General features: G+C 40.6%; 19 protein-coding genes. 3 read left to right on the top strand and 16 right to left on the bottom strand.

Annotated features, from left to right (window positions below):
- Nucleotides 1-87: 87 nt before the first annotated feature.
- The gene (locus GMD3S_RS0201760) at nucleotides 88-507 is read right to left on the bottom strand and encodes an EVE domain-containing protein (RefSeq protein ID WP_001138486.1); all 420 of its coding nucleotides are present in this window, start codon (nucleotides 505-507) and stop codon (nucleotides 88-90) included.
- Entirely contained in the window at nucleotides 500-961 is a 462-nt protein-coding gene (locus GMD3S_RS0201755) for a MarR family winged helix-turn-helix transcriptional regulator (protein WP_000049864.1), read from the bottom strand. The genes GMD3S_RS0201760 and GMD3S_RS0201755 overlap by 8 nt, the downstream gene beginning before the upstream one ends.
- Before the next feature lie 146 nt (nucleotides 962-1,107).
- Between GMD3S_RS0201755 and GMD3S_RS0201750 the strand changes: the two genes are divergently transcribed.
- The 3 genes from GMD3S_RS0201750 to GMD3S_RS0201740 all read left to right on the top strand — a co-directional run bounded on the left by GMD3S_RS0201750 (nucleotide 1,108) and on the right by GMD3S_RS0201740 (nucleotide 3,732).
- Nucleotides 1,108-1,917 carry a Cof-type HAD-IIB family hydrolase gene (locus tag GMD3S_RS0201750; RefSeq protein WP_000593598.1) on the top strand — a complete coding sequence of 270 codons (810 nt, stop codon included), beginning with the start codon at nucleotides 1,108-1,110 and terminating at the stop codon, nucleotides 1,915-1,917.
- Between the two features lie 143 nt (nucleotides 1,918-2,060).
- Entirely contained in the window at nucleotides 2,061-2,969 is a 909-nt protein-coding gene (locus GMD3S_RS0201745) for an ATP-binding cassette domain-containing protein (protein ID WP_000859671.1), read from the top strand.
- A gap of 10 nt (nucleotides 2,970-2,979) precedes the next feature.
- Nucleotides 2,980-3,732 (top strand): ABC transporter permease, encoded by a 753-nt coding sequence (locus tag GMD3S_RS0201740; RefSeq protein ID WP_000581970.1) that lies wholly within the window; start codon nucleotides 2,980-2,982, stop codon nucleotides 3,730-3,732.
- Between the two features lie 38 nt (nucleotides 3,733-3,770).
- On the opposite strand, the gene GMD3S_RS0201735 is transcribed toward GMD3S_RS0201740, so the two are convergent.
- From GMD3S_RS0201735 to GMD3S_RS0201670, 14 genes are all read right to left on the bottom strand, one after another.
- On the bottom strand, nucleotides 3,771-4,649 hold the full coding sequence (locus GMD3S_RS0201735; RefSeq protein ID WP_000639366.1) for a sensor histidine kinase: 879 nt from the start codon (nucleotides 4,647-4,649) through the stop codon (nucleotides 3,771-3,773).
- Nucleotides 4,649-5,347: a response regulator transcription factor gene (locus GMD3S_RS0201730; protein WP_000146576.1), complete on the bottom strand. Its 699-nt coding sequence runs from the start codon at nucleotides 5,345-5,347 to the stop codon at nucleotides 4,649-4,651. Before GMD3S_RS0201730 ends, GMD3S_RS0201735 begins: the two co-directional genes overlap by 1 nt.
- 106 nt (nucleotides 5,348-5,453) lie before the next feature.
- Nucleotides 5,454-6,191, bottom strand: coding sequence for a TraX family protein (locus GMD3S_RS0201725; protein ID WP_000759211.1), 738 nt, complete (start codon nucleotides 6,189-6,191; stop codon nucleotides 5,454-5,456).
- Nucleotides 6,192-6,335: 144 nt separating this feature from the next.
- The gene (gene aguB / locus GMD3S_RS0201720) at nucleotides 6,336-7,211 is read right to left on the bottom strand and encodes an N-carbamoylputrescine amidase (RefSeq protein ID WP_001246712.1); all 876 of its coding nucleotides are present in this window, start codon (nucleotides 7,209-7,211) and stop codon (nucleotides 6,336-6,338) included.
- Between the two features lie 9 nt (nucleotides 7,212-7,220).
- Entirely contained in the window at nucleotides 7,221-8,306 is a 1,086-nt protein-coding gene (gene aguA, locus GMD3S_RS0201715) for an agmatine deiminase (protein WP_000969475.1), read from the bottom strand.
- Complete coding sequence (gene nspC, locus GMD3S_RS0201710) at nucleotides 8,303-9,430, bottom strand: carboxynorspermidine decarboxylase (protein WP_000764344.1); 1,128 nt, start codon at nucleotides 9,428-9,430, stop codon at nucleotides 8,303-8,305. Before nspC ends, aguA begins: the two co-directional genes overlap by 4 nt.
- Complete coding sequence (locus GMD3S_RS0201705) at nucleotides 9,430-10,689, bottom strand: saccharopine dehydrogenase family protein (RefSeq protein ID WP_000088786.1); 1,260 nt, start codon at nucleotides 10,687-10,689, stop codon at nucleotides 9,430-9,432. The genes nspC and GMD3S_RS0201705 overlap by 1 nt, the downstream gene beginning before the upstream one ends.
- Entirely contained in the window at nucleotides 10,686-11,546 is an 861-nt protein-coding gene (gene speE / locus GMD3S_RS0201700; protein ID WP_000366713.1) for a polyamine aminopropyltransferase, read from the bottom strand. The genes GMD3S_RS0201705 and speE overlap by 4 nt, the downstream gene beginning before the upstream one ends.
- Nucleotides 11,547-13,007: an aminotransferase class I/II-fold pyridoxal phosphate-dependent enzyme gene (locus tag GMD3S_RS0201695; RefSeq protein ID WP_000732146.1), complete on the bottom strand. Its 1,461-nt coding sequence runs from the start codon at nucleotides 13,005-13,007 to the stop codon at nucleotides 11,547-11,549.
- A gap of 621 nt (nucleotides 13,008-13,628) precedes the next feature.
- The gene (locus GMD3S_RS0201690) at nucleotides 13,629-14,183 is read right to left on the bottom strand and encodes a hypothetical protein (RefSeq protein ID WP_000532578.1); all 555 of its coding nucleotides are present in this window, start codon (nucleotides 14,181-14,183) and stop codon (nucleotides 13,629-13,631) included.
- 177 nt (nucleotides 14,184-14,360) lie between these two features.
- Nucleotides 14,361-14,867, bottom strand: coding sequence for a YfbM family protein (locus GMD3S_RS0201685; protein ID WP_000525332.1), 507 nt, complete (start codon nucleotides 14,865-14,867; stop codon nucleotides 14,361-14,363).
- Nucleotides 14,868-14,935: 68 nt separating this feature from the next.
- Nucleotides 14,936-15,118: a hypothetical protein gene (locus GMD3S_RS0201680; protein WP_000451082.1), complete on the bottom strand. Its 183-nt coding sequence runs from the start codon at nucleotides 15,116-15,118 to the stop codon at nucleotides 14,936-14,938.
- A 21-nt stretch (nucleotides 15,119-15,139) separates the two neighbouring features.
- Nucleotides 15,140-16,015 carry a DUF4300 family protein gene (locus GMD3S_RS0201675; protein ID WP_000831842.1) on the bottom strand — a complete coding sequence of 292 codons (876 nt, stop codon included), beginning with the start codon at nucleotides 16,013-16,015 and terminating at the stop codon, nucleotides 15,140-15,142.
- A gap of 156 nt (nucleotides 16,016-16,171) precedes the next feature.
- Nucleotides 16,172-17,911: a glycoside hydrolase family 13 protein gene (locus tag GMD3S_RS0201670; RefSeq protein WP_000423952.1), complete on the bottom strand. Its 1,740-nt coding sequence runs from the start codon at nucleotides 17,909-17,911 to the stop codon at nucleotides 16,172-16,174.
- Nucleotides 17,912-17,929 lie beyond the last annotated feature (18 nt).

The raw sequence follows: 17,929 nt of genomic DNA, 5'->3' as shown, positions 1-17,929 counted from the left end.
TCAAAGTTTCTTACTCTATTATAGCAAAGTTCGCTTCACAGTCCAAATCCAAAATTCTAGTTGACAATCATTTAATTAGCAAATCAATCATCCTTCATCATCCACTTTCATATGCTGAAAGATATAGAGGAAAAAGTCTTTGGAAACTTCAAAATGTCCATAACGAAGTCGAGAAGTATAGTCTTTCCATTCAGGATGTTGTCTAGCTATTTCTATGGAGCAATCTTTGACTGGTTGATAATACTCGACATTTCGTCTAAAGGGAAAGAATCCTTCGAACTGCTCTACTTGATAGGCTTTGTCATCTGTAATTTTACCTACGGCCACAAAAGCCTGTAACTTATCTTGACCGTTCATATCGTATTTTGGACTATAGTATAAAAAATAGTCACCTTTTTTCATACGGTTTAAGGGGCCGCCCTTTCCATGACAGACCTGGCAAAAATTCCCTTCAACTCCTCTTAAAACATGGTTCTTTGAAACAACTCCAACCCAATATCTAGGCATTTTTATCCTCCAACTCTACTAACAAACGATTAAAAACTTCTCTATCGTTAGATAGTTTTTCAAAAAATTCTTCATCAACCCCTTCTACTAAAGGTAAAGCTTGATTGACCTTCTCTGCGCCAGACTTCGTCACTGAGACCAGTTTTGCCCGACTATCCTTTGGATGTTGATCGCGTTTAATGTAGTCCTTCTTCTCCAGTAGCCTAACAATCTGGGAAACCGTCATGACATCCATACCAGTGAACCGAGCGATATCAACTTGCGTTACATATTCCTCTCTATTAGACAGAAACAAAAGCGAAGTCAAAACGATAAATTGAGGCAGAGTAAGACCAACTGATTTCAAAACTCTTTTTAAGTTGCTTTCCCACTTGTTGTAGACTTTGATGAACAGAAGACCTGTAGACTCTGTTTCATCGTTTTTATAAATTGAATTAAATTGATACTTTGACATTATTTCTCCTTAAATATTAAGTATACATATTATAAATGAATTTATTTTGTTTTTCAAGAAAAGGAAAGTCAAATGTTACAATTCTGTCAGACATTTCATAGTCTATATGCTATAATAAAAGCAAAACACCTAGAAAAGGAAGTCTTATGATTAAACTACTAGCCTTGGATATGGACGGAACCCTCCTCAATGAAGCTAAGGAAATCCCGCAAGCCCACATCACTGCCATTCACCAAGCCATTGAAAAAGGTGTCAAACTGGTTCTCTGTACAGGTCGCCCGCTTTTCGGTGTCCTTCCCTACTATAAAAAACTAGGACTGGACCTTCAGAATGAGTATGTTATTGTCAATAACGGTTGTTCAACCCACCAGACCAGTGACTGGAGTCTAGTGGACTGGCAAGAACTCAGTCCAGCTGACATCGAATACCTCTATGACCTAGCTGAAAAAAGCGACGTCCAGTTAACTCTTTTTGATGAGGAACATTATTTTGTCCTCGGTGGCAAGCCCAATCAAATCGTTCAAAATGATGCCAAGCTAGTCTTTTCAGACCTGACTGAAATCTCCCTTGAGGAGGCGACCAGTGGCAAATATCGAATGTTCCAAGGTATGTTTTTAGGAACCAAAGAGCAAACAGACGATTTTGAGCAACGGTTTGCTGAGGAACTCTGCCAACGATTTAGCGGAGTTCGTTCACAGCCTGTCATTTATGAAGCCATGCCACTTGGAACGACAAAGGCTACTGCTCTTTCTCGACTAGCAGCGATTTTGAAGATCGAGCCCTCAGAAATTATGGCCATGGGCGATGCCAATAACGATATCGAAATGCTTCAGTTTGCAGGACTTGGCATTGCAATGGGAAATGCCAGCGACCATGTCAAATCCCTTGCTAATGACGTTACAGCCAGCAACGAAGAAGACGGCGTTGCGCGTGCCATTGAGAAGTATATTTTATAGTAAAAAAAGCCCAGTTCATATCAACTGGGTTTTGTTTCTTTTAAGAATTACAAAACTTTAGAAACTCTTTAGAATTACTTGATGTTTCTTTGATTTCTATACCTTATACTAAAGTTAGAAAAATAAATCAAAAGGAGAAAATCATGAAAACAGTACTCGAAATTCATGGACTGACCAAACAATTTGCTAACCAAGCTATTCTTCAAGATCTTAGTCTAACCATAAAAGAGGGAGATATTTATGGTCTAATTGGAAAAAACGGAGCAGGTAAAACTACTCTTATCAAAATAATTACTCAATTATTGTTTGCGGACAAAGGTACAGTTTCCCTCTTCTCTAGCCAAGAACAAAATGAGTGGACCAAGGCCTTATCTCGAGTAGGTTCAGTTATCGAATCACCTGTAGCTCACAATCACTTGACAGCTTATCAAAACCTTAAATATTATTGTATGATACGTCATATTCCAAATGCTGATAAGGTGATTCAGGAGACCTTGGACTATGTTGGCTTGTCAGATACAGGTAAAAAAGTCTTTCGTGATTTCTCACTAGGAATGAAACAAAGACTTGGTATCGCCATTGCCCTCCTAACAAAACCCGACTTCCTGATTCTTGATGAACCTATTAATGGTCTCGATCCGATTGGAATCAAAGAATTTCGTCTCATGATCCAGCGACTCAATCAAGAAAAAGGCATAACTATACTCATCTCTAGTCATATCTTGTCAGAACTCTATCTCTTAGCTAATCGCTTTGGTATTCTGGATCAAGGTAAGATTATCCGTGAAATCAGTAAAGCTGAATTTGAAACACTGAGTGAGGATTATATTGTGCTTAAAACAAGTGATAAAGAAAGAGCTTGTCAGGTATTGAAAGAACAAATCCAGCTCCAGTTTAAGGTTGTAAACCCTGAAAATGAAATCCATATCTTTGGTAATGAACAAGATGTTAAACAGATTCTCAAGCAACTAACTTTGTCCGATGTTGCTATTGATGAGATTTACTTTGCCCGTCAAAACCTAGAAGAATACTTCACCCAATTGGTAGAATAGGAGAAAAATCATGATACATACCATTCAAGCAGATTTTTACCGTCTTTTCCGCTCCAAAGGATTCTGGATTACAGAATTCATTCTCTTTGTACTTATGTTACTGGGTGCTACTATTGGCGCTACAGGGCATCTAATGTCAGTTCAAGCAGCACCACCTGAGCTTCCTACCCATGGTTGGAATGGGATAGAAGCTCTAATCAACGCGTCAAATAACGGCTCAAACCTCGTTTTCCTCTGTATTATTCTAGTGTGTTTAGTTCTTGGGGTCGATCTAATCGGCAAGCTTTATAAAAATAGTTTGACAGTTGGTGTTTCTCGTACAGAATTTTTCCTTGCTAAATTCTTTGTACTAGCAAGTATCGCTCTCTTACAACTCATCACAAGTCTTGTGATTGCCTTTATTCCCGCGACTCTACTAAATGGACTTGGTACAATACCTGATGGTTTTGTTACTAATCTCCTCTTGACGATTTCCCTTCAATTTCTATGCCTTCTCGCTTGGCTTTCGATTGTCTCCTTTATTCTCTACCTAACTCATTCTTATCTTGCCGTATTTATTGGTTATCTGATTAGCTCTATCGTCCTTTCTATTCCAATTCTTGTTTTCCCAGACATTGAAATTCTTAGATATTTAATTCTAGATTTTGCCTATGCTATGACCACTAATAGTCAAGCTATTCTCTATACCATCACGGTTTGCGTAACAGTCATACTTTTCTTCTCTTTCAGTGGACTGATTATTTTCAAGAAGAAAAGCTTATAAAAAGGACCTCCTCTAGGATATAGAGGAGGTTTCTTCTGTTAAAGATAAATAAAGACTGAAAACCATTCTCCATCAGTGGCTAGCTTCATATCCGCTCCAAGAAGATGAACTAATTCCTCAGTAATATAGAGACCTAAACCAGAGGATTCTTCGGTATCTGACATATTTTCAGAATAAAAACGATTGCTGAGATTGTCTATATTCTTGATAGGTTTTTTGACTAGATTATCAATTTCCAAAACAAGTCTATTTTCTTCCTTTTTCAAGGAAAGTCGAGCCTTCTCCTTGCCGTGCTTGAGAACATTTCCAAGGAGGTTTTGTATAATTCGATCAAGCAAGTCCTCATCAGTCGTCGTTTTCAATCCTGGTTCAACGTTAAAATCAAGAACAATATGTGAAGATTGAAAAACGTCGTAATAAGCTAAAGTCTTTTTCGTTATAAAAGTTGATAAATCAGGTTCTTCCAGTTTCGGTTTGACTGCGCCTTCCATCAAATGACGGTATTCGAGGAGAGCCTCCAACCGTTTGGAAACCAAATCCTGATGATGGGCTATTTTATTTAAGGTTTCTGAACTATTATCGGGGTGTTTTATTAGTTGCTGAGTGTATCCTGAAGCGATTGTTAAAGGTGTCCGAATATCATGAGCAATGTTACTGATTGCCATATCTAGGGTGCGTTTTTCACGCTTCATGATTAGCTGGTTTTGCTCCACTTCTTGAAATAGATTCTCAATTTGGTTATGTAGACGCAAAATGGTCTTTGAAAAGAAATTTACACCGATCCTCTTCATGCTACCAGAGCGAATCTTTTCTTCGATTTGTCTGCTTAAATCTCTAATTGCTATATGATAGCGAATCAAAGAAATCGCCAAAATGATGTTAATGAGGAGCAATATAGATATCAAAATGTAAATCATTACTTATCTCCTTTTAATCGAACACCAACTCCCCAAACGGTTTCGATGTACTCGTGATTTGGATCCAGTTGATGCAGTTTTTTACGGAGATTGCTTAGATGGGTGTTGAGCGTATTGTCTCCAGGCAGGTAACTTTCTTCCCAAATCAATTCATAGAGTTCTTCCTTGGTGAAGATCTTTTTAGGGTACTGGAGCAACATTTGGAGAATCTGACACTCTTTCTTTGCAAGGCGAATGGTTTCAGTTGCGTTACTTATTTCAAAACTATCCGCATCGAACTGGATATTTTTAAAGCTTTGTACGAAGTTATCAATTTCTCTTCGATCTCCTGACTGATGTTCACCACTTTGGCGTAATTGCACGGTGACTCTGGCAAAGACTTCGTCCAAATCAAAAGGTTTTACCACATAATCATTGGCACCGTCTAGTAGATATTGGCTGATGAGCTTTTTATCACCTAAAGCAGTAAGCATGATGACCGGAGTCTGACTAGTTTGTCGAATAGCTTGCAAGACTTGGTCGCCATTTTTCCCAGGGAGCATGATATCTAGCAAAACGAGATCAATGCCACCTTTGTCAAATTGCATGATACCTTCTGTCCCAGAAAATGCTTGAATCACCTCGTGTTCCTCTGCAAGAAGGGTTCTTAAGATTTCCTGGATTTCATTATTATCTTCAATTACAAGTATGCTCGCCATAAACCTCGTCCTTTCTAAAACTATTATAACATGTTTTGTTGGGAATTCCAGATACAGAAAAGCTCCTCTCGCATTTTAAGCAAGAAGGAGCTAATGGATATTGAATCTACTTAAGCAAATAAGCAATCAAAGTTATAATCCATAGATGAGCTGGGTAGAAAATATAAAAGAAATATTTACTCCAACTAGTTTCTTTTCCTCGCTGTCCATTATACAAAGCCATAAAAGGAAATACGGTGATAAAGAGCCAGTCAGAATTGTAAAGCATCATTTCCAGTGTTTGGTGCCAAGTGTCGTAAATTTGGATGGAAGTCACTAACAAGAAGGCCCACAGAAAGGCATAGAGGAGATTTCGCAAGCCCTTGCGATTTCGACAAGAGTAACTAATCAAGAGAAATGGTAGCATGGTGATGCCACCCTCGGTAAAAAGACACCCGAAAATCAAGAGCCCAGCAAGCCCAATACGACGCCACAACTTCTCCTTTTTATCCAACTCTTTTCTGGGAAAACCAATCCAAAGCATGGTGACACCGATGGCCAAAGTCAAGAAAATATTATTAGTAACCATTACACCCTTAGAGGCAAACAGAGTATTGAGAAGGCTATTTCCAGCAAACATGATCAGCGCCCAAGACCAGAGACGGATGAGGTAGTTTTTCAAGTTTCGAGTATAGATAAAACCTTCCATAGCCATATACGCAAACCAAACTCCCACACAACGGGTCAAGGCGTGAAAGATACCTTCCCACAAAGGAGAAACGATCCCGGTGATATGAGGGATATGGTCCAGAACCATTACTGCCGCCATCAGATACTTCAACTGTGTCGCATTCCATTTTTTCATAATAAACCTCTTTCTTTTTTATCTACATAGAGTATAGCATACATTTCCGCGTATAATCGTACACCTATCTTACATTTAAAAAGCCTATCTTACATTTTTGTAAGACAGGCATGAATATTAAATGTTTATTATGAAATTTACCTTCTAGTCCGTAATTCGTTGGTACATTTCGGGTCTTCTATCACGAAACAGTCCCCAATTTAGGCGCTCGCTTGCTCCCTTATCAAGGTCATAAGTTGCTAACAGAACAGCTTCTCCTTGTCTTTCAGCTCTCTCTAGAATAGCTCCTGTTTCATCCGTCATAAAGGAGGAACCGTAGAAGTCAAGACTAGAACTCTGTCCGCCATTTTCCTCACTAGGAGTGACTTCTTCCAAACCGTAACGATTGGCTGCAATGACTGGGACAATATTTGCTGCTGCGTGCCCTTGCATGGTACGTTGCCAGTGACCGCAACTATCCGTATCTAAGATAGGCTCTGAACCGATAGCGGTTGGGTAAAAGAGCAATTCTGCCCCATTCAACGCAAGACAGCGCGCCGTTTCAGGAAACCATTGATCCCAACAGATGCCAATCCCAATCTTAGCATAGCGAGTATCCCAGACCTTGAAACCAGTGTTACCAGGCGTAAAGTAAAATTTTTCTTGATAATAATGATCATCTGGTATGTGGGTCTTCCGATAAACGCCCAGCACTTCTCCATCAGCATCAATGACGGCGATTGAGTTATACAAGACATTGCCATCTTTCTCGTAGAAACTGATGGGTAAAACGACCTTTAGCTCCTTGGCAATGGTTTTAAAATGCTGAATGGCTGTATTTTCTGTCACCGACTGAGCATGCTGGTAGTAGTCATACTGGCGTTCCTGACAGAAATAGGGACGTTCAAACAACTCGGGCAAGAGAATAATTTGTGCGCCTTGTTCTGCAGCTTGACGTACTAGACGTTCCGCTGTTTGGATATTTGTCGCCACATCCTTGGCGCATTGCATCTGGATCGCTGCAACTTTTACATTTCTCATCTTTTTCTCCTATTCTGGGATTTGTTGGGTGATACAGTGAATATTGCCACCACCTAAGAGAATATCTCTGGCTGGAATTCCTACGACCTTACGGTCTGGGAAACACTTGCTGAGGATATCTAGGGCCACTTGGTCGTTTACATCCTCAAACTGGGGCACTAAGACAGACTTGTTTGCAATATAGAAATTGACATAGGAAGCTGCAAGACGTTCACCTGCATAACGCTCTTCTTCCCCTTCTTCATAGATGTAGCCTGACAAATCCTCTTCGGTTACAACTTGATGAAGCGCTGGGATTGGCAATTTATGAATGGTGAAGGTACGCCCTTTTGCATCTGTTTCTTTTTCTAAAAGCACAAGATCAGCTGCAGACACGGCATACTGAGGATCGCTTTTGTCGTCTGTCCAAGCTAAAACAAGTTCTGCAGGACCAACAAAGGCTGCAACATTGTCAACGTGTTCATTGGTTTCGTCCTGATAAATACCATAAGGAAGCCAAATAACTTTTTCAGCGCCAAGGCTCTCTAATAAGGTGTTTTCAATTTGCTCTTTAGACAGGTGGGGATTGCGTCCAGGACTGAGTAAGCAGCTTTCAGTCACAAGAATGGTCCCTTGACCATCGCTATGGATCGCGCCGCCTTCCAGTACAAAAGGTTTGGCATCATAAACAGGTATCTCTAAAACTTCTGCAAAACGACTGGCTACTTGGTTATCCTCTTCATAATCTTGATAAAGACCATCGACAGCACCACCCCAGGCATTAAAAGACCAATCGACTGCCAATCTTTCTCTTTTATCATTGACAAGAATAGTCGGCCCCGTATCACGCGCCCAGGCATCATTAGTAGGAATATCTAAATAAACAACCTTTTCTCCAAGATAGGATTGGGCTTCAGATAGATGGTCCTGCTCCACCAAAAGATAGACTCTTTCCCCTTCTGCTATGGTCTTGATAATTTGGCTAAATGCTTTTTTTGCAGCCTTTCCTTGAAAAGGCCATGAACCTGGTCGAGTCGGCCATATCATGAGGGTGCCATGATGGGGTTCATACTCTGCTGGCATACGATAGCCTAATTTCTTTGGACTGTCCATCATGATAACCTCCCTTTAAAGTCTTGATAACCGAAGGCTTTGACTAAGCTGCAGTCTCCCTGCTCGTCCATGAGATAGAGACTTGGCAAGCCAATACCATTAAAGGTATTATTTTTGACAAAGGAGTAAATAGCCATGTCTTCAAAGTAAAGTCTATCACCGATTTGGACTGGATTTTCAAAACTATAATCACCAATCACATCACCCGTCAGGCAGGTATTAGAAGAAAGTCTATAGGTATGGGCTTTTTCCTGCGGTTCAAATCCATTTCTCAGAGGTGGACGATAGGGCATTTCAAGTACATCTGGCATATGGCAGGTCGCAGAGGCATCTAAAACCAAAATATCCATACCGTTTTCGACAATGTCCAATACTTCAGTTGCTAGAGAACCCGCATTGAGCGCAATAGCTTCACCCGGCTCGATATAGACTTCAAGATTGTAAGTTTCTCGGATACGCTTGATTTCTGAAATCAGCAAATCCACATCGTAGTCTTCTCTGGTGATGTGGTGTCCACCACCCATATTGAGCCATTTAACTTGATACAAATAGGGTCCAAACTGCGCTTCTACTGCTTTCAAAGTTGTCTCTAAATCATCTGAACCTTGCTCACAAAGAGTATGAAAATGAAGTCCGTCCACTAAATCCAACAAATCACTCGGTATCTTGTCTAGGCTAACTCCAAACCGAGATCCCGGAGCACAAGGGTCATAGAGCGCGTGATCACCTTGGGTAGAACATTGAGGGTTGAGGCGCAAACCGACACTGATACCAGCCTCTCGGCAACGAGGTCCATGTTTACGCAACTGTCTCTCTGAGTTGAAGACGATATGGTCCGTTATTTCCAGCAATTCCTCCAAGTCTGCATCCTTGAAAGCTGGAGCAAAGACATGGACTTCCCCCGGAAACTCTTCTCTAGCCAGCTTAGCTTCATAAAGTCCACTAGCCGTCGTACCAGATAGATACTGGCTAATCAAGGGATAGGTTTTATAGAGGGAATAAGCCTTTTGGGCAAGTAAAACTTTGCATCCAGCTTCTTCTTGTACATATTTTAGAATGCGACAGTTTGCTTCTAACTTGGCCAAGTCAATGACATAAGCTGGTGTGGGTACTTGTTCTAACTTCATTAGTCCACCATTTGCGGGTTTTCAACCACAACCCAAGGTAATCCATACTCATTCAAAGCTTCCATGAATGGATCTGGATCCAATTCTTCAAGGTTATAGACTCCAGGTTGTTTCCAAGTACCATTCATCACTAATTTTGTCCCAATCATAGCTGGAACTCCAGTGGTGTAAGAAATTGCTTGTGAACCAACTTCGGCGTAACATTCCTGATGGTCGCAAACATTGTAGATGTAGATGGTCTTTTCAACACCATCTTTTACACCTGTAAAGATACAACCGATATTGGTTTTACCAACTGTGCGTGGACCAAGGCTGGCTGGATCTGGAAGCAAGGCTTTCAAAAATTGGATTGGCACAATGTCTTGTCCATTAAAGTTAATAGCATCCGTACGAAGAAGACCAACGTTTTCCAAGCATTTCATATGCGTTAGATAAGATTGGCCAAAAGTCATAAAGAAACGAATCCGTTTGACTCCAGGAATGTTTTTGGCCAATGATTCAATTTCTTCGTGGTGAAGGAGATACATGTCTTTTTGTCCAACCTGAGGGAAATCGTACTCACGCTTGATTGACATGGCTTCGACTTCGACCCATTTTCCATCTTCCCAGTAAGAACCTGGCGCAGAAACCTCACGGAGATTGATTTCTGGGTTAAAGTTTGTCGCAAATGGATAACCGTGGTCACCACCATTACAGTCTAGAATGTCGATATAGTGGATTTCATCAAAATAGTGTTTGAGAGCATAAGCTGAAAAGACACTGGTCACACCTGGGTCGAAACCAGAACCGAGAAGAGCAGTTAAGCCCGCTTCTTTAAATTTCTCCTGATAAGCCCACTGCCACGAGTAGTCAAAGTAGGCTGTAAAACCAAGTTCCTTACAACGTTTCTCATAGATAGCGCGCCACTCAGGATCTTCTGTATCCTCTGCCTCGTAGTTGGCGGTATCGATATAGTGGACACCTGTTGCCAAGCAAGCATCCATAATGGTCAAATCTTGATAAGGCAGAGCTACGTTCAAAACAGCTTCTGGTTTGTAGCTTTCAATCAAAACAATCACTTCTTCAACCTTGTCAGCGTCAAGAGCAGCTGTTTCAATCTTTGTACTTGTTTTCCCTTCTAATTTAGCCTTCAAGTCATCACATTTCGACTTGGTGCGGCTAGCAATCATAATCTCTGTAAAGGTTTCGCTATCTTGGCAAATCTTTGAAATAGCAACTTGGGCAACACCCCCACATCCAATAACTAATAAGCGACTCATTTTTTTCCTTCCTCTTCTTCTAAAATGTCCTCAACATACTTGGGCAACATAAAGGCTCCCACGTGTAAGTTTGCAGTGTAGTATTCTGTGAAAAGCTGGCGTTTTTTCCAGCCTTCCTTGTCAAAATCTTTAACAGGGTGATATTTTTTCGATGCAAATCCAAACAACCAATAGCCTGCAGGACTGGTTGGGATATGTGCCTGATAAACCCGGCTGATTGGAAAGGCTTGATTGACCTTGCGGTGCATGCTTCGGCAAGCTGACTCATCCTCGTCAAAGAAGGGACTCCCATGCTGATAGATCATGATGCCGTCTTCTTTCAAGGCTCTGTAACTGTTCCCGTAAAATTCCTTGGTAAAGAGCCCTTCCGTATGTCCAAATGGATCCGTCGCATCGTTAATAATGATATCGTAATCATCCTCACAGTTTCTCAAAAAGCGTAGCCCATTTTGGTAGTAAATGGTAACACGAGGATCATCTAGCCCTGCAGCAAAGTCTGGGAAATACTCACGACAGACCTCAACCAACATCTCATCTGGTTCCACAATATCGATTTGCTCCAGTTCAGGATAGAGGGTTAATACTTGGGCAACACCACCGTCACCACCCCCAATAACCAAGACTTTCTTTGGATTTGGGTGGACAGCCATGGGAACGTGAACGGTCATTTCATTGTAAACAAAATCATCTGCATCTGAAAACAAGACATGCCCATTTAAGATCAATATCTTTCCAAAAGCTGGCGTATCTAATACTTCGATATCCTGCCATTCACTTTTTCCAGCATAGAGTTGCTTTGCAGTTCTCAAGGACAATTTAACATCTGGAGTATGAACTTCAGAAAACCATAGATCCATCTAGTTCTCCTTTCTCTTAATGACGTTGATGTGATTGACCTCTGGATCTTCCGTTCCTTGGAGGGAACAACCACGTTCTTTGGCAAATTGGATATAGTCTACAATTTCTCGTATAATGCGTTCACCTGGTGCTAGGATTGGGATGCCTGGAGGATAGCACATGACAAATTCCCCACAGACATGTCCAACAGATTCATCCAAGGTGAAACTTCTTCTCTCTGAATAAAAGGCTTCCTGAGGAGACAGCACTAACTCGGGCTGGATATATTCTCCAGCAATCAAATCTTTTCCATCTCTTGAGTAGAGTCTCTTGATATCCGCCAAAGCACCGACCAAACGTTCGATGTCTTGGATGCGGTCACCAATCGAAATATAAGCTAAGATATTCCCAATATCACCAAATTCGATCTGAATGTCGTATTCGTCTCGCAGGAGGTCATAAACTTCGATACCTGTTAAGCCAATACCCTGAGTGTAAACGGACAGCTTGGTCACGTCAAAATCACAAACAGACACACCGTCTATGAGCTCTTTTGAGTAGGCATAATAACCACCGATAGCATTGATTTCACGACGAGCATACTCAGATAGTTCAATGACTTTCTCAAAAGACTCTTTGCCACGAAGGGCTAAGTTGCGACGAGAAATATCCAAACTAGACATAAGTAGGTAAGAGGCAGATGTAGACTGGGTCAGGTTAATGATCTGACGAACGTACTCAGGATTCATCTGCTCCCCGATAAGAAGGATGGAGCTCTGGGTCAAACTCCCACCAGACTTATGCATAGAGACCGCCGCCATATCAGCGCCAGCATCCATAGCAGACAGCGGCAATTTATCTGTAAAATGCAAATGCGCTCCATGGGCTTCATCCACTAAAACCATCATGCCAGCTTCGTGAGCCATTTCCGTTAAACCCTTGAGGTCTGAACAAATCCCATAGTAAGTAGGATTGTTGATTAGGATAGCTTTAGCATCTGGATGTTCCTTAATGGCCTGTGCAACACGGTCATTTTCAAGACCTAAAGCGATACCGATTTTAGGATCCACACTCATCTCGATATAGATGGGAATGGCACCACATAGAACCAGCGCATTGATAGCAGATTTGTGAACATTACGTGGCAGAATAATCTTATCTCCTGCCTTACAGGTGGAAAGAATCATGGTCTGAACTGATGAGGTTGTTCCCCCAATCATGAGAAAGGCATGGGCTGCACCAAAAGCATCCGCAGCTAATTCCTCCGCATCCCGAATAATCGAAATGGGATGACCAAGATTATCCAAGGGTTTCATAGAATTGACATCAATGCCAACACATTTTTCTCCTAACAGTTCGACAAGTTCTGGATTTCCTCGTCCACGCTTGTGACCTGGCACATCAAAGGGGACAATCCTTTTCTTGCGTAGTTTGACCAAAGCCTCGTAAATTGGGGCTTGGTTTTGATCTAACTTCTTCAAGACATACTCCTTTACCGTATTTTTAGCACCTCAAGAAGATAAAGGCGACTAAAGGTTGACTTATGAAAAAAGAGCAGGTTTTCACCTGCTCTGCAATCTTCTGACGTGTGTATTTTGGTTTCTGTTGAGTATGTCTGTTCCTGATGTTTCCTAACTCTCTAGTAGCAAATATTACGTACTTTATTGATCGTTTCACAAGATGACGTGTGCTTTCACCACACTAAAATTTATGAATTAGGACAAGTGTCCTAACATCAACTTATAAAAGTAGGCTTTTAACCCTATCAATAATGTGGCTTTTCAACCACGCTTCGGCATTCAACCCTGCCTGTCCGTAGGCATTTTTTACTCGGGTTTATATTTGCTAGAAAACATCTTCTCATTTTCTAAGCCTTATAACTATATCATGTTTACAAGAGCTTGTAAAGGATTTTGTGAAACTTTTTTAAAGAATTTCTTTTTTTGTTCGCAAAATATTATTCAACAATAAAAAGAAATCGCTTTAAAGCGTTATAGACATAAGAAAAAAGAAACTACAACCATTAGCTGCTTCAATAATCTTAAAGTATAACTTGATATTGAAAATCAGTTCTTTTCATCAGATTTTATACACATTTCTAGCTAGGAAGTGCGAATCAACTGCTCCAATTCTACTTCTGAAAGCTGTCCTTGATTGTAAAGTTTTCTAAGTAAATCCTCATCTACAGTAATTGAATAGTAATCCGTCACAAACTCATGAAATTTCTCAAAACTGTCAAAGAAATAGGATAACAACCATTCGCCACCGTCCTGCTCTTGGTAGGTATTTTGATGCTCTTGACCGTCATACCAGATAAAGAAAGTTGTTTCATCTTTTTGCTCTTCTGAATATAGGTTTTGATACTTTACATCCAGTCCTTTATAAAATCCGTCTATGATGTCTTGATTCCACTCATCCGCAGCAAATTGACTCAAACTGCTTTCATGATCAAAGCCCTTTATAAGGATCATTTTATCAGTGAACATCACATCTAGAGAATCACCAGAACCATTGTCGATAAGGTAACGAACCCCATAGCTTCCCTCAGTCTTAACGATCAATCGAAGCCAGGTCTCATTTGGATCTGTTCGATACTCATCAATGACAAGCAAGGCATCTAAACGTGTCTTGGCATTTTCCCATTCAATTCTTCCCATCTCTTTAGTCCTCCATCTTAAAGTTTAAAATCTATTATGCTTACAAATTCTATAACCAATTTCTACCTATTCCGTCCAACTATACTTTGGAATATTTCCTTCACCAGACAAATCATCAGGTGTACGATTTTCTAGATGTGCATTCATCAGGCACCTGACTAACAGTGGTAAAAGTAGTTAACAAATAGTCACTAAGACATTTCCTTTGAGAGTTAAGATTTTCTTATAAAAGTTTTTCATTTTTACAAAACAGGTTCGAATATCATCCTTGATTTCTTCCTCTTCATCAAGATAATCCCAAATATCGGGATACAAATCTGCCTTCTTGCATGCTTCCATGCTAAAGTCAGCCAGAGCCTTATCCATATCAAAATTCTCTAAAGCTTGGACAATTTCAGTTATCTTTGAGTGTTCAGTATAGGCTATATACTCCGATACATTTTCTAAAGGAGTCACTCCCAAGACAGCTTCTCTCAAGGGGTCGTCATCCATAAATTCTGAACTATTAAAACCTGTCATAACAAAGAGCAAGGCATCCCACATTTTGTCAATATCTATCAACGTATCATTTCCCTCAGGATAATCCTCTACCAAGTCAAGCAATTCCTCTTCCTGACGAGAATACCGCTTTATTTGGCTTAATTCATTGTCAGACAGATATTGATAATTAGCAATCATTCCCATAATGTTTCCTCCTATTGGTCCCCTTTCTTGAAAAAGGCAAGATATCTACTGTTTTTGGACTCTCCTCCTTATTTCTCATTCTCATCTTCCGTCACTTCCCAGACTTCTGACTGATAACCCTCACCTTCTATATCATAGCGCTGCATATAGCCTAAAAATCTTTCTTTTTGATTTGCCTTACGAGGCTTGAGAATGTTTACAGCCCAGAATCCGATAAGAATGACAACTAAAAGTGCTACTACTGTCTCCATACTACTTCTCCCTTGCCTAGCTTAATATCCTTCAACCCACTTTTCATTATCCATAATGAAAGGTTTGGCCAGTCCATCACCTGTATAATCCGCATACTTTGTAGCTAAATACTTGTAACAATCTTCCTTGCTCTCAAACTTAATTGCTTGATAAGGCTCTTCAAAAGTCAGTTTCTCTACAAATAAGAAACCCTCCTCAGCTGGCACTAAAACACCTACGTGCCCAACAAAAAGATACTCTCCATCCAAATTATCATGCAACACAACAGACAACATTCGAGCTTTATCATTGAATTGAAACTGTGAGAAGAATTTCTCCATCTTCTGCGCATGAACTTTTACATCCATCGTTGCTTCCGTCGCTACCCTAGAAAATAGAATATCAAACTCTTCCTTATCTTTTGCATCAAACACCTTTCCCTTATCGATAGCATCGTTATCCACGAAAAGAAGCTGATCATTCTTTTCAAGTTTTGGGATCGTGACTGAATTTTTCAAGAGCGCATAGCTATTGATACGGCAGTTGGTTCCGACAAAGTCACCCTTTTTTTGATTCCAAAGATTGCTGATTTTCTCTACGTCGTATTCTGTCTTCGTAAAGGAGGCAAAATCACCACTTAAGCCAGTAGAGCCGACTGTCGCATTATAGGCGGTGACAAGATTGAAAAATGCATCAACACTATTTGGGTCCAAGTGAGCTGATAAGAGAGATTTGACCTCTTCGGTACTGACTTGACCGTTTAGATTGGAATATGAAGCCGTCCAAGGAACTTTATCTGAACTGGTCTGTGTCTGATTTGCAGCTTCAGTGCTCGTATTATTTTGCTGACAAGCAGCCAAGCCAAGAAATAAGGGCAAACACAGTCCCAAGGCTACTACTTTTCTCGTTCGTTTCATGCAATTCTCCTTCTAGACTACAAGTCTCTTTTTCATTTTAAACACCATTCACTAATCATTCAGCTAGTAATCGTTGACTTAGCTATATTATACTACATAAGTCAAAAAAAGACCGCACGAATCACCCATTCATTACAGCCTTTTTAATCCTATTTTTTATTGAATGACGAAACCTTTAGGCAAAATCGCCAGTTGCAGTCCCAATTCTTGGCAATGACTGGCTAGCACTACAGAATCACGGTCTACAAGATAGTTTTCACTTGATTGGTTAAAAATAGCTTGGACCTTTTGTCCATCATAATCCCATTCAAGAGCTAGCACGTCCGGCTTAATTTCTTTTAGGCTATAGGTGCCATGTTGGATAATGCCTGAAACCTCCTTACGAAGCTGAATCAACTTCTTCATAAAATTAAGCATGTCATTACTGTCGGAAACACGTTCCCAAGGCATGACACGACGACAATCTGGATCTGGCCCTCCACCTAACCCCAACTCTGTTCCATAGTAGAAACACGGTGTCCCTCTTTGTAGAAAGAGGTAAGCTAGGGCAGACTTAACCAGTTGGGCATCTCCCTTGGCAGTAGCCAAAATCCGCTCCGTATCGTGCGAATCCAAAAGATTGAACATCACTTCCGAAATCTGTTGTCTATAGTACATTGATTGGCTATTGATCTCATCGATGAATTGAGGTGACTTCTTAGTCCCTCGCAAGAAATAATCCTTGATGCTGTCGGAGAGAGGATAATTCATGACTGCGTGGAATTCATCGCCATTTAGCCAAGGCTGTGAAGTATGCCAGACTTCTCCAAGAATATAAAGGTCAGGCTTTTTAGCCAGGACAGCCTTCCGGAAATCTCGCCAAAATTGGTGGTCCACTTCATTAGCCACATCCAAGCGCCAAGCATCGATATCAAACTCTTCAATCCAGTAGGTCGCAACGCTTAGTAAATAGTCCCTTACTTGAGGATTTGCCGTATTGAGCTTGGGCATATAGCTGGCAAAGGCAAAGGTATGATAAGGGAGCTTTCTTGGATTCCCCAGCTTATCTTTGGTTACTGGGAACTCTTGAACATGGAACCAGTCTTTATATTCCGACTTTCCACCATGCTTGAGAACATCCTGCCACTGCAGAGACTGATCCCCGATATGATTGAAAACAGCGTCCAGCATGATTTTCATCCCTCTCTGATGGGCCTCCTCCACCAGTTTACGAAAAATTTTCTTATCTCCAAAATGATGATCTATTTCGAAATAATCCGTCGTATTATACTTGTGATTGCTTGGGGATTCAAAAATCGGACAGAGATAAAGACCTGTAATCCCTAAGTCTTGCAAGTAATCCAGATGGTCAATAATGCCCTGTAAATCACCACCAAAGAAATCGCTCGTCTTTGGCTTGATAAAGGAATCCCAAGCTAGCGCACCTTCAGGTGAAATCTCAGGATTGCCATTAGCAAAGCGTTCTGGGAAAATCTGGTACCATACCATCTCTGCTACCCAGTCAGGAACATGGCAAGCATCAATCTCATGGATATACGGAATTTTAAAGCCATTTCCTTCATAATGAAGGTTTTCTAGCGTATTTTCAACACATCCCTTATCGCCATACAAAATACTCTGACCCTGCTTATCCTTGAGTTCAAAGAGATACTGGAGTCGTGCATAGCCAACTGAAACTTCCGCTTGCCAGTAATCAAATAAGACATCAGAAGTTACTTTGACCATCTCCTTGATTGCTTCATAATGGTCCTCTAAAAAGATAAAAGTGTCTCCATAATGCAAGTTGATGCTTTCTATATCATCTTTCTTGGTCCGGATACGAATGTGCATTGTCTTATCCTTATAAAGGTACGCATACTCTGACTCTGGTCTATGGTAAATGGCTGTTAATTCCATTGTTCTGTCTCCTAGTTT

Origin of the sequence: Streptococcus sp. GMD3S (genome assembly GCF_000298695.2) — a bacterium.
GTDB lineage: Bacteria > Bacillota > Bacilli > Lactobacillales > Streptococcaceae > Streptococcus.
The sequence above is the reverse complement of the archived record's forward strand: the minus strand, read 5'-3'. Positions and strand labels throughout refer to the sequence as shown.

Excerpts from the sequence above, each read along its gene's own strand:
- GMD3S_RS0201760 (WP_001138486.1), bottom strand. The coding sequence starts at position 507 with ATGCCTAGATATTGGGTTGGAGTTGTTTCAAAGAACCATGTTTTAAGA.
- GMD3S_RS0201755 (WP_000049864.1), bottom strand. The coding sequence starts at position 961 with ATGTCAAAGTATCAATTTAATTCAATTTATAAAAACGATGAAACAGAG.
- GMD3S_RS0201750 (WP_000593598.1), top strand. The coding sequence starts at position 1,108 with ATGATTAAACTACTAGCCTTGGATATGGACGGAACCCTCCTCAATGAA.
- GMD3S_RS0201745 (WP_000859671.1), top strand. The coding sequence starts at position 2,061 with ATGAAAACAGTACTCGAAATTCATGGACTGACCAAACAATTTGCTAAC.
- GMD3S_RS0201740 (WP_000581970.1), top strand. The coding sequence starts at position 2,980 with ATGATACATACCATTCAAGCAGATTTTTACCGTCTTTTCCGCTCCAAA.
- GMD3S_RS0201735 (WP_000639366.1), bottom strand. The coding sequence starts at position 4,649 with ATGATTTACATTTTGATATCTATATTGCTCCTCATTAACATCATTTTG.
- GMD3S_RS0201730 (WP_000146576.1), bottom strand. The coding sequence starts at position 5,347 with ATGGCGAGCATACTTGTAATTGAAGATAATAATGAAATCCAGGAAATC.
- GMD3S_RS0201725 (WP_000759211.1), bottom strand. The coding sequence starts at position 6,191 with ATGAAAAAATGGAATGCGACACAGTTGAAGTATCTGATGGCGGCAGTA.
- aguB (WP_001246712.1), bottom strand. The coding sequence starts at position 7,211 with ATGAGAAATGTAAAAGTTGCAGCGATCCAGATGCAATGCGCCAAGGAT.
- aguA (WP_000969475.1), bottom strand. The coding sequence starts at position 8,306 with ATGATGGACAGTCCAAAGAAATTAGGCTATCGTATGCCAGCAGAGTAT.
- nspC (WP_000764344.1), bottom strand. The coding sequence starts at position 9,430 with ATGAAGTTAGAACAAGTACCCACACCAGCTTATGTCATTGACTTGGCC.
- GMD3S_RS0201705 (WP_000088786.1), bottom strand. The coding sequence starts at position 10,689 with ATGAGTCGCTTATTAGTTATTGGATGTGGGGGTGTTGCCCAAGTTGCT.
- speE (WP_000366713.1), bottom strand. The coding sequence starts at position 11,546 with ATGGATCTATGGTTTTCTGAAGTTCATACTCCAGATGTTAAATTGTCC.
- GMD3S_RS0201690 (WP_000532578.1), bottom strand. The coding sequence starts at position 14,183 with ATGGGAAGAATTGAATGGGAAAATGCCAAGACACGTTTAGATGCCTTG.
- GMD3S_RS0201685 (WP_000525332.1), bottom strand. The coding sequence starts at position 14,867 with ATGGGAATGATTGCTAATTATCAATATCTGTCTGACAATGAATTAAGC.
- GMD3S_RS0201680 (WP_000451082.1), bottom strand. The coding sequence starts at position 15,118 with ATGGAGACAGTAGTAGCACTTTTAGTTGTCATTCTTATCGGATTCTGG.
- GMD3S_RS0201675 (WP_000831842.1), bottom strand. The coding sequence starts at position 16,015 with ATGAAACGAACGAGAAAAGTAGTAGCCTTGGGACTGTGTTTGCCCTTA.
- GMD3S_RS0201670 (WP_000423952.1), bottom strand. The coding sequence starts at position 17,911 with ATGGAATTAACAGCCATTTACCATAGACCAGAGTCAGAGTATGCGTAC.